This is a genomic window from Kiloniella sp. (assembly GCF_965205715.1).
GTDB lineage: Bacteria > Pseudomonadota > Alphaproteobacteria > Kiloniellales > Kiloniellaceae > Kiloniella.
The window spans coordinates 198188-214854 of sequence record NZ_CBDBHW010000013.1; the positions used below are offsets into that span (position 1 = coordinate 198188).

The window sequence follows — 16667 nt, forward strand, 5'->3', positions numbered from 1 at the left end:
GTGTCCTATGACGTGCTGTTATTCTTGCCGTAGTCAAGAAGGGGTAATCCCGGTTTTATATAATCTTTTCTCGATGCCGCGAGAATTTGATCAAGTCTATATCCTGCATTTTCAAGGCTGTGGACTGCCTTTACTTTTTCTGCAGCAGCCTGCCCCATCGCTCTTCTTCTTACGGGCGCAGAAAGCAGAGTTCTTAAGGCAGCAGCAAAGGCAACTGAATCCCCGGGGGATGTTAAAATGCCAGTTTCTCCATCTGTTACAACGGCAGGAACCCCCCCTGTATTCCCTGCAATAATGGGAAGTCCTCCTGCTTGAGCTTCAAGGAAAGCAAGACCATAAGCTTCATTTATCGCCGGCCAAGTATAGATATCGCAAGCGGGTATGGTATGGGCCAGTTGTTGCGAAGAGAGCTCCCCTGTAAAAAACACCTTGTTGGGAGACGCCCATCTATAAGCTGCTTCTACTTCATCTCTGGCTTTTCCATCCCCGACAATAAGAAGCTGCCATTGCAGATCAGGCAACCCTCTTAAAGCATTGGCAAGTACGCGATAAGACGCAAGCTTATCCCCTTCACGCATCATTGCGATGCAAAGAAGCCATTGTTTGTTAGGATCCAAATTATATTTATCTACAAGCTCTCGCCGATGCTGGGACCAGTTATCACGCGCTGATATAATCTCATCTGCGACGATAAAGGGTGGGAGTAACCAGTTGCGTAAATTGGGGGGAAGACAGTGGCTATCGTGGGGGTTTAAACTGATTACGCATTCAGCCTGATCAAGGGCATCTACCACAGCTCTATGACTAAGGTCCCAAGGACCTCCGGCACGTTTGTTTGCAACAGAAGCTTCGATCGCGACGTAGGGAATATCCAATTCCCGGCAAACAATAGGACCGATCCAATCCGGGGCTTTGTAATAAAGGTGATAGGTCAGCCACAGCTCTGGCTGCTCACTTTTGGGGCGTAATTTTATGCGGCGGAGGTACCGACGTGCGATTTTCTCCCCAATGTTTTTAAGTCTACGCTGTCTCTCTGGGTTACCGACTGCGTCCCGACTTCGTAGCTGGGAAGCTAATTCAATTGTATGACCTTGAGTTTTCAGCGCTTGAATCACTAATCTGGCCATATAACGATCGCCAGAAGGGGTGTTATGCCGGGGAGATTTTAATGGTGCATAAAAAGCAATACGCATCCCGGCAGCCCAATCAGCTGGCCATAAAGCGGGTGATGAGCTGGTCAATTCCCCGTTTCATGGAAAAGTCGTTTCTAACACGCGTTGCGCCGGCCTGACCTATTTTATGTCGTAAACTAGGATCTGTAATGAGACGTTCCAAAGCAACACAAAGCTCTCTTGGGTTTTGTGGGGGAACCAGTAATCCAGTTTCACCATCAATGATCAACTCTGGAATGGCAGAAATACTGGTGGATAAACAGGCGACAGCCTGGCTCTGCGCTTCCATGAGAACATTGGGCATACCGTCGCGATCGCCATCTTCGGTAATACGACTGGCTAGAACAAATAAATCAGCTTTTCTATATTGCTCAAGAACGACTTCCTGGGGTTGCGCGCCCATCCATGTGATTTTATCTGCCAACCCCATGGTTTCAGATTGTTTTTTAAGATCTTTGCTTAGAGTGCCACCACCGATATGAACAAAATGCCAGTGCAATGTTTTTGGGAGTAGGGCGAGGGCTTGCAAAAGATCATCGTATCCTTTTTTCGCAACGGCTCTACCTACAGATATTAACGTTACCTGTTGATTAGATGTGCTTCCATCTCGATGAACTTGATCATTGCTCACTTCATTGAACCGATCGAAATCGAGTCCATGATAAACCAGATCAACACGGTTATTATCGGGCGAAAGACTGCTGAGATAATCAACATTTACCTTTGTACAAGTCGCGAGCCACTTAATATCTGAAAGCTTCTCTCGCAACTCCCACTCAGGGGTCGTCCAGATGTCTTTGGCATGGGCAGAGCCACACCAGGGCAAATCTCGCATAAAGGCAGCATAACGCGTTACTGACGATGGGGTGTGTAAAAAGTGTGCATACAACCAATCGACTTCCTGCGGCAATTCTGCGGCAAGAACACAAGCTTGTGCGAACCTTCTAATACGGTTTGGCGTCTTGTCTCTTTTTAGGTCTTTGAAAAAAGTAGATCTTGATTTTTTATAACCAGAGAGCTTTCTTGCTTTCCACCAGCTCTTCAGAACGCGAAGCGGTTCTTGATAAATATACTCAGGAAGATATCGAACTGGTGCTTTGATTTCATTGTGAATTGGGTGGGTAGAGCTATCTGTTGGGTGCCTTAGTGAAACAAGTGACAATTCCAGGCCACGCTTTTCTAATGCCAGAAGCTCCTGGGCTATAAAAGTTTCTGATAGGCGTGGGTAGCCTTTTAGAATAACGGTGACTTTTTTACTCATACCGTTTGATATTATTTCCGTTGTTATCGTTGATTGCTATTCAAATAGTTGAAGCAATCATCTGAAATTATATAAATTATATGCCCTAATTAGGCCTCTTATGTCTCAGAGCCTGTTTTTTTGGATAAGGCTGGTTCTTCACACTCAATTGACTTGATGAGATTCTGTTTGGCCTTGAAGCATTTATTGGCAAGTTTGATGACATTATCTTGCCCATCAAGTAATCCGGGAACAACAACGCTTGACGGCAAACTCTGTTGAGGGAGGTTTCGTAATGCTGTTGCCATTGTTTGAGGATCTCTCTGGCCAGTATTTTCCAGCATTTTAACCAGACCGAGTTCCTGAGCTCGACTGGCGCGAATATATTGTTCCATCCGCGGAACAGTTCTTGGAATAATCAGCGCTCTTTTGTCATAGGAGAGAATTTCACAAAAAGTATTATATCCCCCCATACCGACAATACCGATGGCGCGATCAACAAGGCTTTCAAACTGCGCGTTAAAGGTTATTGCCTCGACGTTATCTAATTTGCTGGCTCGAACCTGGAAGTCATGCTGTAACTCACTGTTCATAAAGGGGCCAAGAGCAAATAGCGCGGGATAAGGAAGATCGGGATCGCTTTCGTAAGCGGATAGTACCCAGTCGATGATATCTTCACCGTCTCCGCCGCCGCCAACCGTCACGAGCAGATAAGGGGTATCCTCGTCTATTTTTTCAAGCACGGGCATAGGGGCATCATGAGCACCAGTTCTTTGTAAGTAACCAGTATAGGTCATCTTTCTTTGAACTGAAGGCGGAAGGTCGATACCTTCTAAAGGATCACAAATTTGGGGTAAGCCATACACCCAGATATCATCATAATAATCTGTTAAGGCAGGGACGGTATTTTTACGTTCCCATTCTGTCGATAAGAGCTCAGGATCATCCATGACATCGCGTAATCCCAATACGCATTGAGTGCCGCGGCTCTTCATCAGGCGGAGGGTATCTTCGACTTCACCACGAAGACCTAGAGGCTCTTTATCAACAATGAACAGATCTGGATCATAAAATTCAGCTGTGTGCATAATGATAGAAGAGCGAATTGCCAGGGTCTGCTCTATGTCTATATGTAAGTTGAGAGAGGTATAATCTCCATCTCTCAGCTTAATTACACCAGGGATTCGAACAAAATCTACCCGAGCTTTAAATCCAAACGAACCTATGATTGGGGATCCGGATAGTATGAGCACGGATAAGTGTTTGTTTTCTTGAACCAGAGTATGCGCGATTTCGCGACAGCGCCGTAAATGACCCAAGCCAAAGCTGTCGTGGCTATAGATCAGAACGCGCATGCCTTTGTGCTCTAGGCTGTCAGCTAAATGATCGCTGTCTTGTGTGATTGGTCTACTCCCCCTCGATAATCGAGGTGACTATGCCACATTTCATTCCCAGGACCCAAGAAAGAATGTGCTGATCGTAACATTTCAGTGTTGTTTTTTAAGAAAATAACTTCAAAAAAGCATGAAGTAAAAATTGGCTCTTCTCCGCTTTGTTGAGTAGAAAAAGATGCCGACCGCCAAGTAACCTGTTGATATGTATGGTTTCTGATAACTTTACATAGAGCAGGTATATGACAATCAACATCTCGCAGCATATTTTAGGCCTCAAAGGGCAACGTGTAAATGAAATTAAACTGGATGACGGCGGTGTTAAGATTGTCATTCACTGCAGCCGAGACGCGCGTAGGAGGGCTATAGACCCTGCTACAGGCCAGAAGGGAAGCATCAACCAGCATGTCCGCCGACAAGTAAACGACATCCCCCTTTTTGGGTATCCTTGTGTGGTCGAGATTGAGCTGGCGCAGGTTTATATTAACAAGGGCGAACGCCGCATTGAGGGGTGTGATTTTGTTGATAAAGGGTGCCGTTTCACTCACCGATTTTGCCGACTGATCAGTGGATTATGTCGGCATATGTCTATTCAAGCGGTTTCCAGACATTTGGATATACGATGGGAAACGGTCAAGAATATCGACAGGGCATACCTTATTGAAACTCTCCCTACGCTTGATCCTGCAGAGCTAACTGGCTTGGAATATATTGGTGTAGATGAAGTTGCCCGGGCGAAAGGTCATGACTACATGACGGTGGTCTACGATATGGTTGGCGGTCATCTGATCTGGGTTGAAGCAGGCCGAACTGCCGAGGTTTTTTCAAGGTTTTTGAAACAAATGCAACCAGATACAGCCTGCAAAATAAAGGCCGTAGCGATGGATATGGGGCCTGCCTACCAAAAGGCTGTCAGAGAGTCCTTGCCGTTGGCCGACATAGTATTTGACCGTTTCCACGTCATGAAAAACTACAGCAAAGCTATCCATAATCAGCGTCGACTTGAGTTCAGAAAGGCCGATCCAAGTGGTAAAGAGTTGATGAAAGGGACACATTATCTGTTGCTCAAAAATGCGGATAAGTTGAGTGAAAAACAAAGTGACAAGCTGCAAAGGTTGCTGGAGAGCAATAGCAACCTGAATGCACTTTACGTCTTGAAAGAACAGCTTCAGCTGCTGTGGAGTGCCGCTTCATTTGAGGCGATGGCGGAGCAACTGGAACGTTGGTGCCTGATAGCAGATCAGTCACAGATGCTCTATCTAAAAAAGTTCGCGAAATCCCTACGGAAACATTGTGTGGGCATCTGCAACTACGCCAAACACAAGCTCACAAGCGCCAGGATAGAGGCTGGTAATGTCAGTATAGGAATGATCCGTAAGCGAGCCAGAGGCATCAAGGATACCGAATACTTCAAACTCAAAATTAGACAATCATCCATTCCAGATAATCAATCTATGCTCTATTTGAAATCCTAAATCTACTCAACAAAGCGGAGAAGTGCCTAAAAATTTAAATGGTCCATTTTCATGCTTAAGGCGAAAAACGATTTATACTGCTTACCTATCGTTAATTGACAAATTAGCACAACATTTTGGTGTAAACATCACACAAGAAATGACAAAGAGTTTACCTGTGCCCGTTTACCTATTTAATTTCATTCATTAGGCTAGAAAAACTAAAACCCAGACTGTTATTTCTTCTTTGTCCATCACAATAGTCTTGATACTGTTCTTTTCAGAGTTTACCTGCCTTATAAATTAAGAGCGATAGTGGGGGAATTTAAGCCGTAATGGAACCGCAACTTTTTAAGTACATTTGGAAGCACAGCAAGAAAGATCAGATAAAAATTCTCTTTCTGGTTTTGGTGTCCATGCCGTTCTATTTCCTCTCTCTTGATTTACCCAAAAGTATTATCAATAAGGCGGTAAATTCAGAAAACTTTGCTGGGTTTAATTCAACGCTACCCTTTATGCGTTTTGAGTTACCTTTTGGCGAAGAAATATATGGAACAACGATCGTCCTCTTTGAAGGCTTTGATTTAACCCAGCTGGCACTTTTACTCGCTCTTTGCCTTTCATTTCTTGGTTTAGTTCTTGTAAACGGTCTTTTTAAATTTGTAATCAATACCTTAAAAGGGCGCCTTGGCGAAAGAATGCTGCGTCGGCTTCGTTACGAATTGGCTGATCGCATTCTCCGCTTTCCCATCATGCATAGTCGTCGGGTAAAACAAGCCGAAGTTGCGACCATGATTAAGGATGAGGTTGAACCACTTGGTGGCTTTATAGGGGATGCAATTGTAACTCCCTTCTTTCTTGGGGGGCAGGCACTAACAGCGATGATCTTTATCATGGTGCAGAGCTTTTGGCTTGGCACTGTGGCCATGAGCATCGTTTTGGTTCAGGCCTTTGTGATACCCAAGTTACGAAAACGAATACTTACTCTTGGGCGTCAACGGCAAGTAACCGCAAGGGCTTTGGCCGGGCGGATAAGTGAACTTGTCGGGGGTGCTGTAGAAATTCAATCTCATGACACCAGCAATTATGAAAGAGCTGAGATTTCTCACCGGTTGGGTAAGATTTTTAAAATTCGCTATGAAATTTTTCAAAGAAAATTCTTCGTAAAGTTTTTAAATAACCTCTTAGCTCAAATAACCCCCTTCATCTTTTATTTAGGGGGTGGTTACCTTGTTATTACAGGGCAATTCGAAATAGGAACCCTGGTTGCTGTGCTGGCCGCCTATAAAGACTTACCTCCGCCGGTAAAAGATCTGATTAACTGGGACCAACAACGTAATGATGTTCAGATAAAGTATGAACAGGTGGTCGAACAATTCCAGCCAATGGGTATGATTGAATCTACGCAACAAACTCTTACAGAAGGTAATAACGAAGTTCTAAGTGGTGATGTCGTTGCCAGTAGCCTTACTCTTATTGATGAGAGTGAGAACAAGCTGCTTGATGGGGTAAGTTTTTCCTTTGGAGTTAATCAGAGTGTTGCAGTTGTTGGTAATGCAAGCAGTGGTAAAGAATATTTAGGGTTACTGTTGGCCAATCTGGTAAAATCAACCAGTGGCTCCATCAGGGTCAGTGATAGATCTTTGGATCAGTTACCTTCTGCAATCACTGGGCGTCGCCTGTCTTATGTTGGTCAGGATGCCTATCTATTTCCATTGTCGGTTATGGATAACCTTTTCTATGGCCTACGGAATTGGATGATCAGTGATTCTCCCCATAACCCAGCCTCAAGCGATGAGGCTATTCGGGATAGACAAGAAGCCGCACGAACAGGGAATACAATTCTTAATCCTATGGGGGAGTGGGTCGATTACAAAAGTGCTGGTATTGACGATCCTGTGCAGCTGGTTCCCCGTGTCACAGAAGTTCTTAGAAGTGTTGATTTAGAGGAAGATGTATATCGGTTCGGTTTAAGTGGTAACGTTGATATCGAAAACCGCCCGGACATCGCAGAATCTATCCTTGGTGCTCGTGAAGCCCTCAAAGATCACTTGAAATCGATTGGTGCTGAAGATCTTGTTATCGCTTTTGACCCCGAGAGCTATAATAAGAATGCAACTTTACGCGAGAATCTTCTCTTTGGTACGCCCCGTAATAGTGATTATGCAGGTGATAGCCTGTTAGGGATGCCAATCCTGAGGGAGGCGGTTTCCGAAGCTGAACTTCGAGATTCAATCTACAATATGGGCCTTTCTATTGCCCGGACCATGGTTGAACTCTTTACAGGCTTACCGCCCACTCACCCCTTCTTTGAGCAATTCAGTTTTATTTCAGCAGATGATCTTCCTGATTTTGATAAGATCGTGAAGCGGGCTGATAAGAGTAGTTTTTCTGATATTTCAGTATCTGATCGAGAGGCATTGATGCATTTGCCTTTTGATTATGTAGAAGCGAGGCATCGTCTCGGCCTTGTAACCGAAGAAGTTGAGGCTAAAATTCTGACAGCCCGTAAACTTCTGGCAGAAAAGCTGGAGGAAAGAGATCCTGAAGCTGTCGAGTTTTATGATCCGGAGAGTTTTAACTCTGCTGCGAGTCTCCAGGATAACATTCTTTTTGGACGTTTGGCCTATGGCCGTGCCGAAGCGGGAGAGACCATTGGGCGGGTGATGACAGAGCTCTTGGATGATCTTGGTCTTCGGTCCGACGTCATCGAGGTTGGGTTGAGCTATAATGTTGGTGTTGGGGGCAATAGATTAAGTGCTGTTCAAAGACAAAAGCTGGCCGTAGCGCGATCTTTGATCAAGAAACCAGATCTACTCATTGTCAATGAGGCGGCCGCGGTGATGGATTCCCAAAGTCAGAACAAACTTGTTCCCTCCATAATGGAAGCCCAGGGCGAGCAAGGTATCGTATGGACATTACAACGCGCTGAACTATCGCGGCACTTTCAGTATATAATTGTGATGCAAAATGGCAGGATCGTCGAGAGCGGCACCTATAACGAGTTAAATGTTGAAGGCAAAGTACTTAGTAGCCTGATCGCAGCGGAATAATCGGTAAGGGAAGAAATTTAAAATGTCGATTGAGCAAGAAGTAGAAGCCTTAAAGAATATTCCTCTATTCGCGAATATTGACCCTTCACGGTTAAAGCTGATGGCGTTTGCCAGTGAGCGTTTGATTTATAAAGAGGGGCAAGAGCTTTTCCATCAGGGTGACGCTGGCGATGCGGCTTATATATTTATTGACGGAGATGCTGACGTCATCGTTGATACAGATGATGGACCTCTGGTTGTTGCGACTTTCGGGAAAAATGAGTTTGTTGGTGAGATCGCAATTCTTTGCGATGTGCCGCGTACGGCTACTATTAAAGCCAAGACGGAACTGATTACTTTAAAAATAACCAAGGAACTCTTTTTTAATATGGTTATGGATTTCCCGGAAATGGGTGTGGAGGTTATGCGTGTGCTTGCTCACCGCGTTGACAAAACCACAAGCCAATTGACAGAGGCTCGTAATGCCCTGGCTGATAAATCCTCATAATACTTTTAGTAAGGGCTTTTAACTGCACTTTATTCAAAGATTTAAGTCGACGATGTTGGGGACGTGATCTGATGGTTTCTCCCATCCACGGGTATCTTTGATTACTTCAAAATGCTCGAGAGAAGACTTAAGGCTTTTTGTCGTGAGAATGTGATCTAACCGCCAGCCGTAGTTTTTGGCAAAGGCAGGTTTATACCGATATCCCCACCAGGAATATAGGGGTTGATCTTCTGGGACAAAGTGCCTGCCTACGTCAGTAAGTTCCCCCGCAACCTTTAATTTGGCCATGAGCTCACACTCCAAAGGAGTATGACCAACTGATTTTTGAATTTTTTTGTGATTCCAGACATCGTTTTCGAGCGGAGCGACGTTTAAATCGCCAACCAGTACAATATTTTTATTCTTTATTGCTGAATCCGATACCCAGTCCGTCATTTCTTTAAGGAACTGTAGTTTGTGAGCAAATTTGTCATTTTGTTCCGGATCCGGAACGGCGCCCCCTGAAGGAACATAAAAATTATGGACTTCCACGTCATTATCTAGAGTCACAGATAAATGCCTGCAATCATCTTTATCACACCAAATTTTACGATCATGTGATTTAACTTCTTTCCTGCACAGGATGGCAACCCCGTTGTAACTTTTCTGGCCATGGAATAAAACAGTTTCATATCCCATTGATTTAATATCGTTTTCTGGAAATTCAGAATTTTGTACTTTGGTTTCTTGTAAACACAATACGTCGGGCTTATGACTTTCAGTGAAGTCTTTTAGGTGACCTAAGCGTAGGCGTACAGAGTTGATATTCCAAGTGGCAATACGTAAGGACATTTATTTATTCCATATTCGAAACAAATTTATTCCGCATTCGAAATAAATATCTATAAAATGTTTCGGGATAGTAATGATTTTTGAGATGGCTTTTGAATCTAGTATAGCAAGATAGGATCTTAAATTAGATCTAACTATAACAGAACAAAAGGCAAAAGAAAGAAAGGAACACCCGATTGGGGGGATAACCAGGTGTTCCCGCTTCTTCGCAGAGTTTCAAGAAACTAGAGGGGGGATTCCAGTTTCTTTAAACGTCGCCAGGAGTGAGGTAGGAGGCGACGTGATTCTAAGATAAGCCATCTAGGGAGGATTTCAATGTGCCTGTGGATAAAAATGACTTGATAGGCATATATTCATAGTATTTGGAAAAATATTGGAAAATATTCTTAAAAACCGATAGCAATATTAACAAAATGTTGCGTTCCCTATAGGGACTCCAGAGGAACCAAGGGCTTTCTTTTTTCGGCTGAGAATCATAGGAGAAAAACTGTGATAAAATCGAGGCCTAAATGACTTATCAAACTTGCGTACGGCTAAGTGCCCGATTGGTAACGGCGGCTCCAAAAGCACTAAATATACCCCGGGATACCGGGTTGTCTTGGGATTTGTATTCCGGGTGCCACTGTACCCCTAACACAAAGGAAGGTTGTAGTGGCATAGAGATTGCCTCAACGGTTCCATCATCTGCTTGGGCATCTATCGTGAGGCCTTCACCGACTTTTTTTACCGCCTGATAGTGAAGTGAGTTAACTGAAACTTGATCGGTTTTCAGAATTTTGAAGAGCTCGCCTTCAGGATTAAGCTGAATATTGTGGCTTGGACCATAATCAATATCCATTTCATTTGTATCAGGGCTGCTATGATCCATACGCCCTGAAACGTTCTTAATCTGGGAGTAAAGAGATCCACCCATAGCGACATTGAGTTCTTGAAAACCACGACAAATGGCGAGTAAAGGCACTTCTTGTTTAAGGGCCTCGTGGATAATGGCAAAAGTGGTTTGATCCCTCATTTGATCATAGGGTTCGGCATCGGGAGTTGGCCGGGTCTGGTATAGCTCAGGAAATACATTGCTGTTACTACCCGTCAGCATAATGCCATCCAGGTTCGAAATCAGATTTGGGATATCAAGTAAATTACCTAAAGCCGGTATAATAACAGGCATAGATTGGGCAGAAAGGGATACTGCACGCAAATATTTATCATCAACAGAGTGATAGGGCTTTGGGGTATCGCCTTTGTGGAGACAGGCTGAAACGCCAACGATAGGTAATGATCTTGAAGTCATCGTGTATTTACCAAAGAAGAAATGAGGTGTTTAAATCTGAGCAAAGGATGTTAGCCTTTCTTTTCATACGTGCAAGCCTTGATCTTATATTGAGTATCTGTGTCTCAAAATTCCGTGATTTACTATAGAGTTGCTTTTGTTTCCACATATCTTGCACCATATTTCTCAGAGGGAAGTTGGTATAGTAAATGGACAGCGGATAAAATAAATGGAAGACCTTACAGAGCAACTCTTAGCCTACAAAGGTGTTGTTGTTTTCACATGGATAGCGCTTCTGTTTATTTCCGAGCGTTTAAATCCTGCTGTTCTCGCTGACGAAATAACAGATAATCATACCGTAGATGCGAATAGGGGATTGGCTCGGATTTTCCCCATGCGAGTCCAGAAAAACATTGGCCTATGGATTTGTAATATAATCCTTTCACCCTTGATTATTATTCAAATTACCATCTGGGCAACTGAGAACTCACTTGATTGGCGTCCGGATTATATGAACGGATGGTCTAGTCTTGTTATTGATGTGCTGATAATGGATTTTTTGATTTATTGGTGGCACCGCCTTAACCATGAAATACCATTTCTTTGGCGGTTTCATGAAGTTCATCATCTTGATGATACCCTGGATACTACCTCGGCCTTACGTTTTCATTTCGGTGAAATTCTCTTATCTGCCATTGCTCGGGCTGGCATCGTTATCATTCTAGATGTTTCTTTTGCCTCAATCATAGTGTTTGAGACCTGTGTTCTGATTGCAACGGTGTTTCATCACTCCAACATCAAGTTCAAAAGAAATATTGAAAAATTATTGGGGTATATTTTTATAACGCCTGGAATTCATTGGATCCATCACCACGCGATAAGGGCTGATACGGATAGCAATTACGGTACAATTTTCAGTTGTTGGGATCCCCTTTTTAATACAAGAAGCAAAAATACAAGAAAATTGGGGATGCGTATCGGGGTCGAAGGTGTACGAGATAAGGGATTTATCGCGTTATTACTTCGACCCTTTCGTCTGAGAAAGAATTAATCAGCGAGATTTTTTTTCTGTAAATCCAGATCGTCGGTTTTGAAAACATCCTCATTGATTGCCCCGTCATAGGTAGGATCAATAAGGGAAACCTGTGTGGTTATTCCCTGGGCGTCTACGACTTCCCATTTTCTAAGAGACAGAGGATTATCACTGAAAAGCAGGGTCATCTGAGTCCCATCTGACTCTCCCTCAGCACGGAGTTCTAGTTGCACGGTTGAATTCGATTCCTGAGCTCTCAAAATATGAATGTCTTTGTGAAGTTCGACTTTCTCTCTGATCAGAAACCACAGAGGCGTTTTCCAGAGGGGGAGATATGTTGATTGTTTTAGCTTCTTATCGAAGTAAAGCAGGGTAACGCCGTTGGCAATCATGACAATTGGAACGGGATCGTCATATTCAAATCTCATCCGGCCTGGGCGTTGAATATAGAGGTTTCCTTCAGAGAGGCTGCCATTACTTGATACTTGTATAAAGCGTGCTGATACGGATGTCAGATCGTTAAGATAACCTTCTACGCGCCTGACAATTGCAACTTCATCGGGTGATAAGCCAGAAAAAGCTGCCGTTTCATCATTACTGGAAGCGGCCTGAGCATCTGTGTTGGCATAAAACAAAGGAGAGGTTGTTACAAATCCCAGTAATGCGAGACCAAATGCGAGCTTACGAAATGTACAACCCAAATTTTTATCCTTAAATATATCAAGCATAGCTTACTAACTTTATATCAAACTACTCAATAATAACGGCAGTTTTGTGATTGAAACGAGGATAGCAGAAAACAGTAATTATTCGTCCCGACTTGGGACCAAAACTTCTCTTTTCCCAACGTGGTTGGCAGAGGAAATGACTCCTTCATCCTCCATGCGCTCGATGATGGTTGCAGCTCTGTTGTAACCAATTTGCAGCCGCCGTTGTACATAGCTGGTAGAGGCTTTTCGACTTTTTATGACCTCTGCAACAGCTCTGTCATAGAGTTCATCAGCTTTACTACCGTTGCCACCACTGCTCGATGGGCCTGCGCTGTCAAAATCTGGGCTATCATCATCTTCTGTGGTAACTGATTCGACATAATTCGGCTGGGCTTGGTGTTTGAGCCACTTAACTACTTCTTCGACTTCCTCGTCGGTGACGAGGGGTCCGTGAACACGCGTAATGCGCCCGCCCTGACCCATGTGAAGCATATCTCCCCGCCCAAGCAACTGTTCCGCACCTTGTTCTCCTAGAATGGTTCGGCTGTCGATCTTGGAGGTAACGTTAAAGCTGATACGAGTTGGGAAATTGGCCTTGATTGTGCCTGTGATAACGTCAACTGAAGGGCGTTGGGTTGCCATCATAATGTGAATGCCTGCTGCACGCGCCATTTGGGCAAGCCGTTGAATTGTTGCTTCAATATCTTTACCTGCGACTAACATCAGGTCTGCCATCTCGTCTACAACGACGACGATGTAGGGAAGTGCGCTCATATCGAAGGGTTGTTCTTCATTGATCGGCTGTCCAGTTTCAGGATCAAAACCGGTTTGTACCTTTCGTGTCAGGACTTCGCCATTTTTGCGGGCTTCTTCCATCCGCGAATTGTAGCCATCAATGTTACGTACCCCAAGACGGGACATAGCCCGATAGCGATCTTCCATCTCGCGAACTGTCCACTTCAGGGCGACCACAGCCTTTTTGGGCTCTGTTACAACGGGGGCAAGAAGATGGGGGATGTTGTCGTAAACAGATAGTTCCAGCATTTTGGGGTCAATCATGATGAATTTACATTCATCAGGGGTAAATCTATAGAGCAATGACAAGATCATCGCATTGACCGCAACTGATTTACCAGAACCGGTGGTACCGGCAATCAGTAGGTGAGGCATCTGGGCAAGATCGACAATTGAAGGTAACCCCCCGATATCCTTTCCAAGGATAATAGGCAGTTTACCTTTGTCCTTATCATAGTCGGTAGAGCCCATAAGCTCTTGGAGATAAACGGTTTGTCTTTTACTGTTCGGTAATTCGATACCGATGGTTGTTGAACCTGGAACGACTGCTACACGGACAGAGATGGCTGACATTGACCTTGCGACATCATCAGCAAGGCCGACAACCCGGCTGGTCTTCGTGCCTGGTGCAGGCTCAAGTTCGTACCGGGTAACGACAGGGCCGGGCCGAATCGTAACAATCTCTCCCTTCACACCAAAATCGTCGAGAACGGTTTCGAGTAACCGTGCGGTTTTCTCGAGCGCATCTTTGCTCATATTCTCTTTGCTGGCGTCAGCGGGAGGGTCACTGAGAATGGATATGGGAGGGAGCTCATATTCCCCATCGTTATTATTGAGGTCTAGGCGCCCCTGATCTTCTGCTTTGGCGCGTTTACTTTGTTTGGTCGATGTTACCGTTGTTTCAACTCTGGAACTTAGTTTTTGTTCCTCTTCAAGTACGGGTTCAATTCGATCTTTTGTCGCCCGTTTGCGTATGGCCTTGTTTCGCTTGGTTCTTATGCTGGGTTCATCGTCAAGATCATCAGTTTTAAAGGGATTGTCGATATTGAAAATTTTTCCAATTTTCTTGGAAGAAGTTATGCCAAACATAAGCCCTTTACCGATTTTTCTCCATTCATCTCGGTTAAGAGCAACGGCATAGAGGAACGCTGGTATGGTCGGTAGCAATGCAATGAGAGCAATAGCCCAATGAGGAAGAGGGGTATGGATTTGTATTTGGCCTAAAATAACCTGGCCTAACGCTCCGCCTAAACTGTCAGGTTGGCCTTTTCCCAGCCAGCCCTCTACACCGGGAAGGGCTGTAAGGGTGAGAGACAGGCCGATCACCACTATTGGAAAAGCGAGGGCTCTTGCCCAAGGTTTTGAGAGGGAGTGATCTTTCAGGCAGCGCCAGCACCATCCGGTCAGAATGATGGGGAGGCAATAAACAGATAGGCCAAAAAATGTTAAGGCAAAGCCTGATATTTCGGCGCCAATTATCCCGAGTAAGTTTGTTACGGGCCCATCGACGGCTCTGTTAAAGCCAGGATCATTTGGCTCAAACGAAAGAAAGGCTAGAACGAAAGCAACCGCAAGAATAAGTAAGCACGCGCCAGTTAGCTCGATCGTACGGCGTCGAAAAAATGTTCCTGTACCCTCTGGAAGGAGTTGAACGCCTCCAGTTTTTGCCGAGCGAGCCATCAGGCAGTATCTCCTTTTTCACCATGAGCACCCAGGGTTGGGATAAATTGACTAAGGATTTCTTTTATCCTTTTAAGGGCGATGGCCATATATTCAGCGTCATAAACCAGAGCCAGGCGAATATAGCGATCTCCCGGTGTGACACCTGTTTCGTCCATGTGGCTCATGTAAGCACCGGGCATCACGCGAATGCCAGCTTCTTGCCAAAGCTTGCTCGTCACCTCAACGCCATTGCCAACATCTAACCAAAGGCAAAACCCGCCTGCCGGAATTTCAACAGGTACAGAGTTTCCCAATATTTCTTGAGCAAGTCTAAAGTTTTCCTGATAGCGGGCACGGTTTTCAATGACATGGTCTTCATCCTGCCACAACCGAGTACCGGCGTTTTGGACTGGAATCGGGACCCCGGCACCACCCACCTGACAGGTTGTGTTGATCATTGATATCCATTTGTCGTCCCCGGCAATAAAGCCACATCTCAAGCCCGCAGCGCTGGAGCGTTTGGATAACGAATGAAATATAAGAATATTCGACAGATCGCCGCCCAGATCGGATGCCGTTTCAATCGCAGAATGGGGCGGACTTCCTGTATAGATTTCCGCGTAACACTCATCAAAAGCAACCACGAAGTCATATTTTCGGGCAAGTGCAATGAGGTCGCGAACTTTTTGTGGGTCCGCGACTGCTCCCTCAGGGTTCGAAGGGCTGCAAAGTACACAAAGGGCTGTGCGTTGGAGAATTTCCTCCGGAACTTGGGTGTAATCAGGGAGGTAGCCGCTTTCACGTGTTGCGTTTACGGTTACAACTTCTGCTCCTGCAGCAGCTGCTGCACCCGTATAAACATGATAACAGGGATTGGGCGTCAAGAAGACAGGGGCATCCTCACCTTGCTTTGGGTTTGGAAGAACCGTGAGTGCTGTCATAAACAAGCCTTCACGCGTCCCAGGTACGCCGAGAAGATGTTTGGATGGGTCGACCATTCCTTTGGGAAGATTGTAACGCTTTTCCATCCAGCTAGTACAAGCCTCAAGGTAATCCGGCGTTCCTTTTGATAAGGGGTAGCGGGACCAGTCTGCAGCGGCTTTGGTTATTTCTTCAGCGACGAAAGCTGGCGGTTGGGACTGAGGTTCACCGATAGAGAGGTTTATGGGGGCGCCATCCTTCAGCGGAGATTTCCCTGGCGGTGTCGCGCCTAATAAGTCGCGAAGTCTTGTAAAAGGATGGAATTCCTGAAGTTTCTGACGATCGACAAAATGGCGCGTGATCACAGTAGCTATTAACCTCTAACTCTAATGCCGGGCTCGGCGAGAACAAACTGAAACGTTATGATTGTTCTTAAATACCAATTCGGGCGGGAGCGTGGCTAGGAAAATAAATGATATTTTCAAATGAACACAAAAAAACATCTAAAAAAACCGCCTGCTGCGGGGGGCAACAGGCGGTAAGTTAAGACCCTGCTAGGAAAGAGCTCGGATAGCGGTCTGCAGGGCCTAAAGAAAAAGCGTCTTTAAAAAAAGGTGGTGAAAACTCTTTGGTGGGTTCACACAAAACGGT

General features: G+C 45.0%; 13 protein-coding genes. 4 read left to right on the forward strand and 9 right to left on the reverse strand.

Annotation, left to right across the window (positions count from 1 at the left end):
• Nucleotides 1-5: 5 nt before the first annotated feature.
• From ACOGW3_RS12115 to ACOGW3_RS12130, 4 genes are all read right to left on the reverse strand, one after another.
• Nucleotides 6-1127: a glycosyltransferase family 4 protein gene (locus ACOGW3_RS12115; RefSeq protein WP_419903210.1), complete on the reverse strand. Its 1122-nt coding sequence runs from the start codon at nucleotides 1125-1127 to the stop codon at nucleotides 6-8.
• A 79-nt stretch (nucleotides 1128-1206) separates the two neighbouring features.
• Complete coding sequence (locus ACOGW3_RS12120; RefSeq protein ID WP_419903211.1) at nucleotides 1207-2433, reverse strand: glycosyltransferase family 4 protein; 1227 nt, start codon at nucleotides 2431-2433, stop codon at nucleotides 1207-1209.
• A gap of 98 nt (nucleotides 2434-2531) precedes the next feature.
• The gene (locus ACOGW3_RS12125; protein WP_419903212.1) at nucleotides 2532-3767 is read right to left on the reverse strand and encodes a glycosyltransferase family protein; all 1236 of its coding nucleotides are present in this window, start codon (nucleotides 3765-3767) and stop codon (nucleotides 2532-2534) included.
• A gap of 145 nt (nucleotides 3768-3912) precedes the next feature.
• Nucleotides 3913-4059, reverse strand: a complete 147-nt coding sequence (locus ACOGW3_RS12130; protein WP_419903213.1) for a hypothetical protein — start codon at nucleotides 4057-4059, stop codon at nucleotides 3913-3915.
• Here ACOGW3_RS12130 and ACOGW3_RS12135 point away from each other — a divergent pair.
• From ACOGW3_RS12135 to ACOGW3_RS12145, 3 genes are all read left to right on the forward strand, one after another.
• A complete protein-coding gene (locus ACOGW3_RS12135) occupies nucleotides 4046-5278 on the forward strand; it encodes an ISL3 family transposase (protein WP_419903214.1) in 1233 nt (410 codons plus the stop codon). The genes ACOGW3_RS12130 and ACOGW3_RS12135 overlap by 14 nt on opposite strands.
• Before the next feature lie 314 nt (nucleotides 5279-5592).
• Nucleotides 5593-8310: an ABC transporter transmembrane domain-containing protein gene (locus ACOGW3_RS12140; RefSeq protein WP_419903215.1), complete on the forward strand. Its 2718-nt coding sequence runs from the start codon at nucleotides 5593-5595 to the stop codon at nucleotides 8308-8310.
• Nucleotides 8311-8332: 22 nt separating this feature from the next.
• Complete coding sequence (locus ACOGW3_RS12145; protein ID WP_419903216.1) at nucleotides 8333-8797, forward strand: cyclic nucleotide-binding domain-containing protein; 465 nt, start codon at nucleotides 8333-8335, stop codon at nucleotides 8795-8797.
• 33 nt (nucleotides 8798-8830) lie between these two features.
• On the opposite strand, the gene xth is transcribed toward ACOGW3_RS12145, so the two are convergent.
• Nucleotides 8831-9628: an exodeoxyribonuclease III gene (xth, locus tag ACOGW3_RS12150; RefSeq protein ID WP_419903217.1), complete on the reverse strand. Its 798-nt coding sequence runs from the start codon at nucleotides 9626-9628 to the stop codon at nucleotides 8831-8833.
• 517 nt (nucleotides 9629-10145) lie between these two features.
• A complete protein-coding gene (locus ACOGW3_RS12155) occupies nucleotides 10146-10916 on the reverse strand; it encodes a gamma-glutamyl-gamma-aminobutyrate hydrolase family protein (RefSeq protein ID WP_419903218.1) in 771 nt (256 codons plus the stop codon).
• 208 nt (nucleotides 10917-11124) lie between these two features.
• On the opposite strand from ACOGW3_RS12155, the gene ACOGW3_RS12160 reads away from it, so the two are divergent.
• The gene (locus ACOGW3_RS12160) at nucleotides 11125-11946 is read left to right on the forward strand and encodes a sterol desaturase family protein (RefSeq protein ID WP_419903219.1); all 822 of its coding nucleotides are present in this window, start codon (nucleotides 11125-11127) and stop codon (nucleotides 11944-11946) included.
• On the opposite strand, the gene ACOGW3_RS12165 is transcribed toward ACOGW3_RS12160, so the two are convergent.
• The 3 genes from ACOGW3_RS12165 to ACOGW3_RS12175 form a co-directional block, all read right to left on the reverse strand.
• Nucleotides 11943-12629, reverse strand: coding sequence for a LolA family protein (locus ACOGW3_RS12165; protein ID WP_419903220.1), 687 nt, complete (start codon nucleotides 12627-12629; stop codon nucleotides 11943-11945). The genes ACOGW3_RS12160 and ACOGW3_RS12165 overlap by 4 nt on opposite strands.
• 105 nt (nucleotides 12630-12734) lie before the next feature.
• Entirely contained in the window at nucleotides 12735-15113 is a 2379-nt protein-coding gene (locus ACOGW3_RS12170) for a DNA translocase FtsK (protein ID WP_419903221.1), read from the reverse strand.
• Complete coding sequence (locus ACOGW3_RS12175; protein ID WP_419903222.1) at nucleotides 15113-16381, reverse strand: aminotransferase class I/II-fold pyridoxal phosphate-dependent enzyme; 1269 nt, start codon at nucleotides 16379-16381, stop codon at nucleotides 15113-15115. Before ACOGW3_RS12175 ends, ACOGW3_RS12170 begins: the two co-directional genes overlap by 1 nt.
• Between the last annotated feature and the right edge of the window lie 286 nt (nucleotides 16382-16667).

Bases quoted from the DNA above. Each gene is read 5' to 3' on its own strand.
- ACOGW3_RS12115 (WP_419903210.1), bottom strand. From the start codon at position 1,127: ATGGCCAGATTAGTGATTCAAGCGCTGAAAACTCAAGGTCATACAATT.
- ACOGW3_RS12120 (WP_419903211.1), bottom strand. From the start codon at position 2,433: ATGAGTAAAAAAGTCACCGTTATTCTAAAAGGCTACCCACGCCTATCA.
- ACOGW3_RS12125 (WP_419903212.1), bottom strand. From the start codon at position 3,767: ATGCGCGTTCTGATCTATAGCCACGACAGCTTTGGCTTGGGTCATTTA.
- ACOGW3_RS12135 (WP_419903214.1), top strand. From the start codon at position 4,046: ATGACAATCAACATCTCGCAGCATATTTTAGGCCTCAAAGGGCAACGT.
- ACOGW3_RS12130 (WP_419903213.1), bottom strand. From the start codon at position 4,059: ATGTTGATTGTCATATACCTGCTCTATGTAAAGTTATCAGAAACCATA.
- ACOGW3_RS12140 (WP_419903215.1), top strand. From the start codon at position 5,593: ATGGAACCGCAACTTTTTAAGTACATTTGGAAGCACAGCAAGAAAGAT.
- ACOGW3_RS12145 (WP_419903216.1), top strand. From the start codon at position 8,333: ATGTCGATTGAGCAAGAAGTAGAAGCCTTAAAGAATATTCCTCTATTC.
- xth (WP_419903217.1), bottom strand. From the start codon at position 9,628: ATGTCCTTACGTATTGCCACTTGGAATATCAACTCTGTACGCCTACGC.
- ACOGW3_RS12155 (WP_419903218.1), bottom strand. From the start codon at position 10,916: ATGACTTCAAGATCATTACCTATCGTTGGCGTTTCAGCCTGTCTCCAC.
- ACOGW3_RS12160 (WP_419903219.1), top strand. From the start codon at position 11,125: ATGGAAGACCTTACAGAGCAACTCTTAGCCTACAAAGGTGTTGTTGTT.
- ACOGW3_RS12170 (WP_419903221.1), bottom strand. From the start codon at position 15,113: ATGGCTCGCTCGGCAAAAACTGGAGGCGTTCAACTCCTTCCAGAGGGT.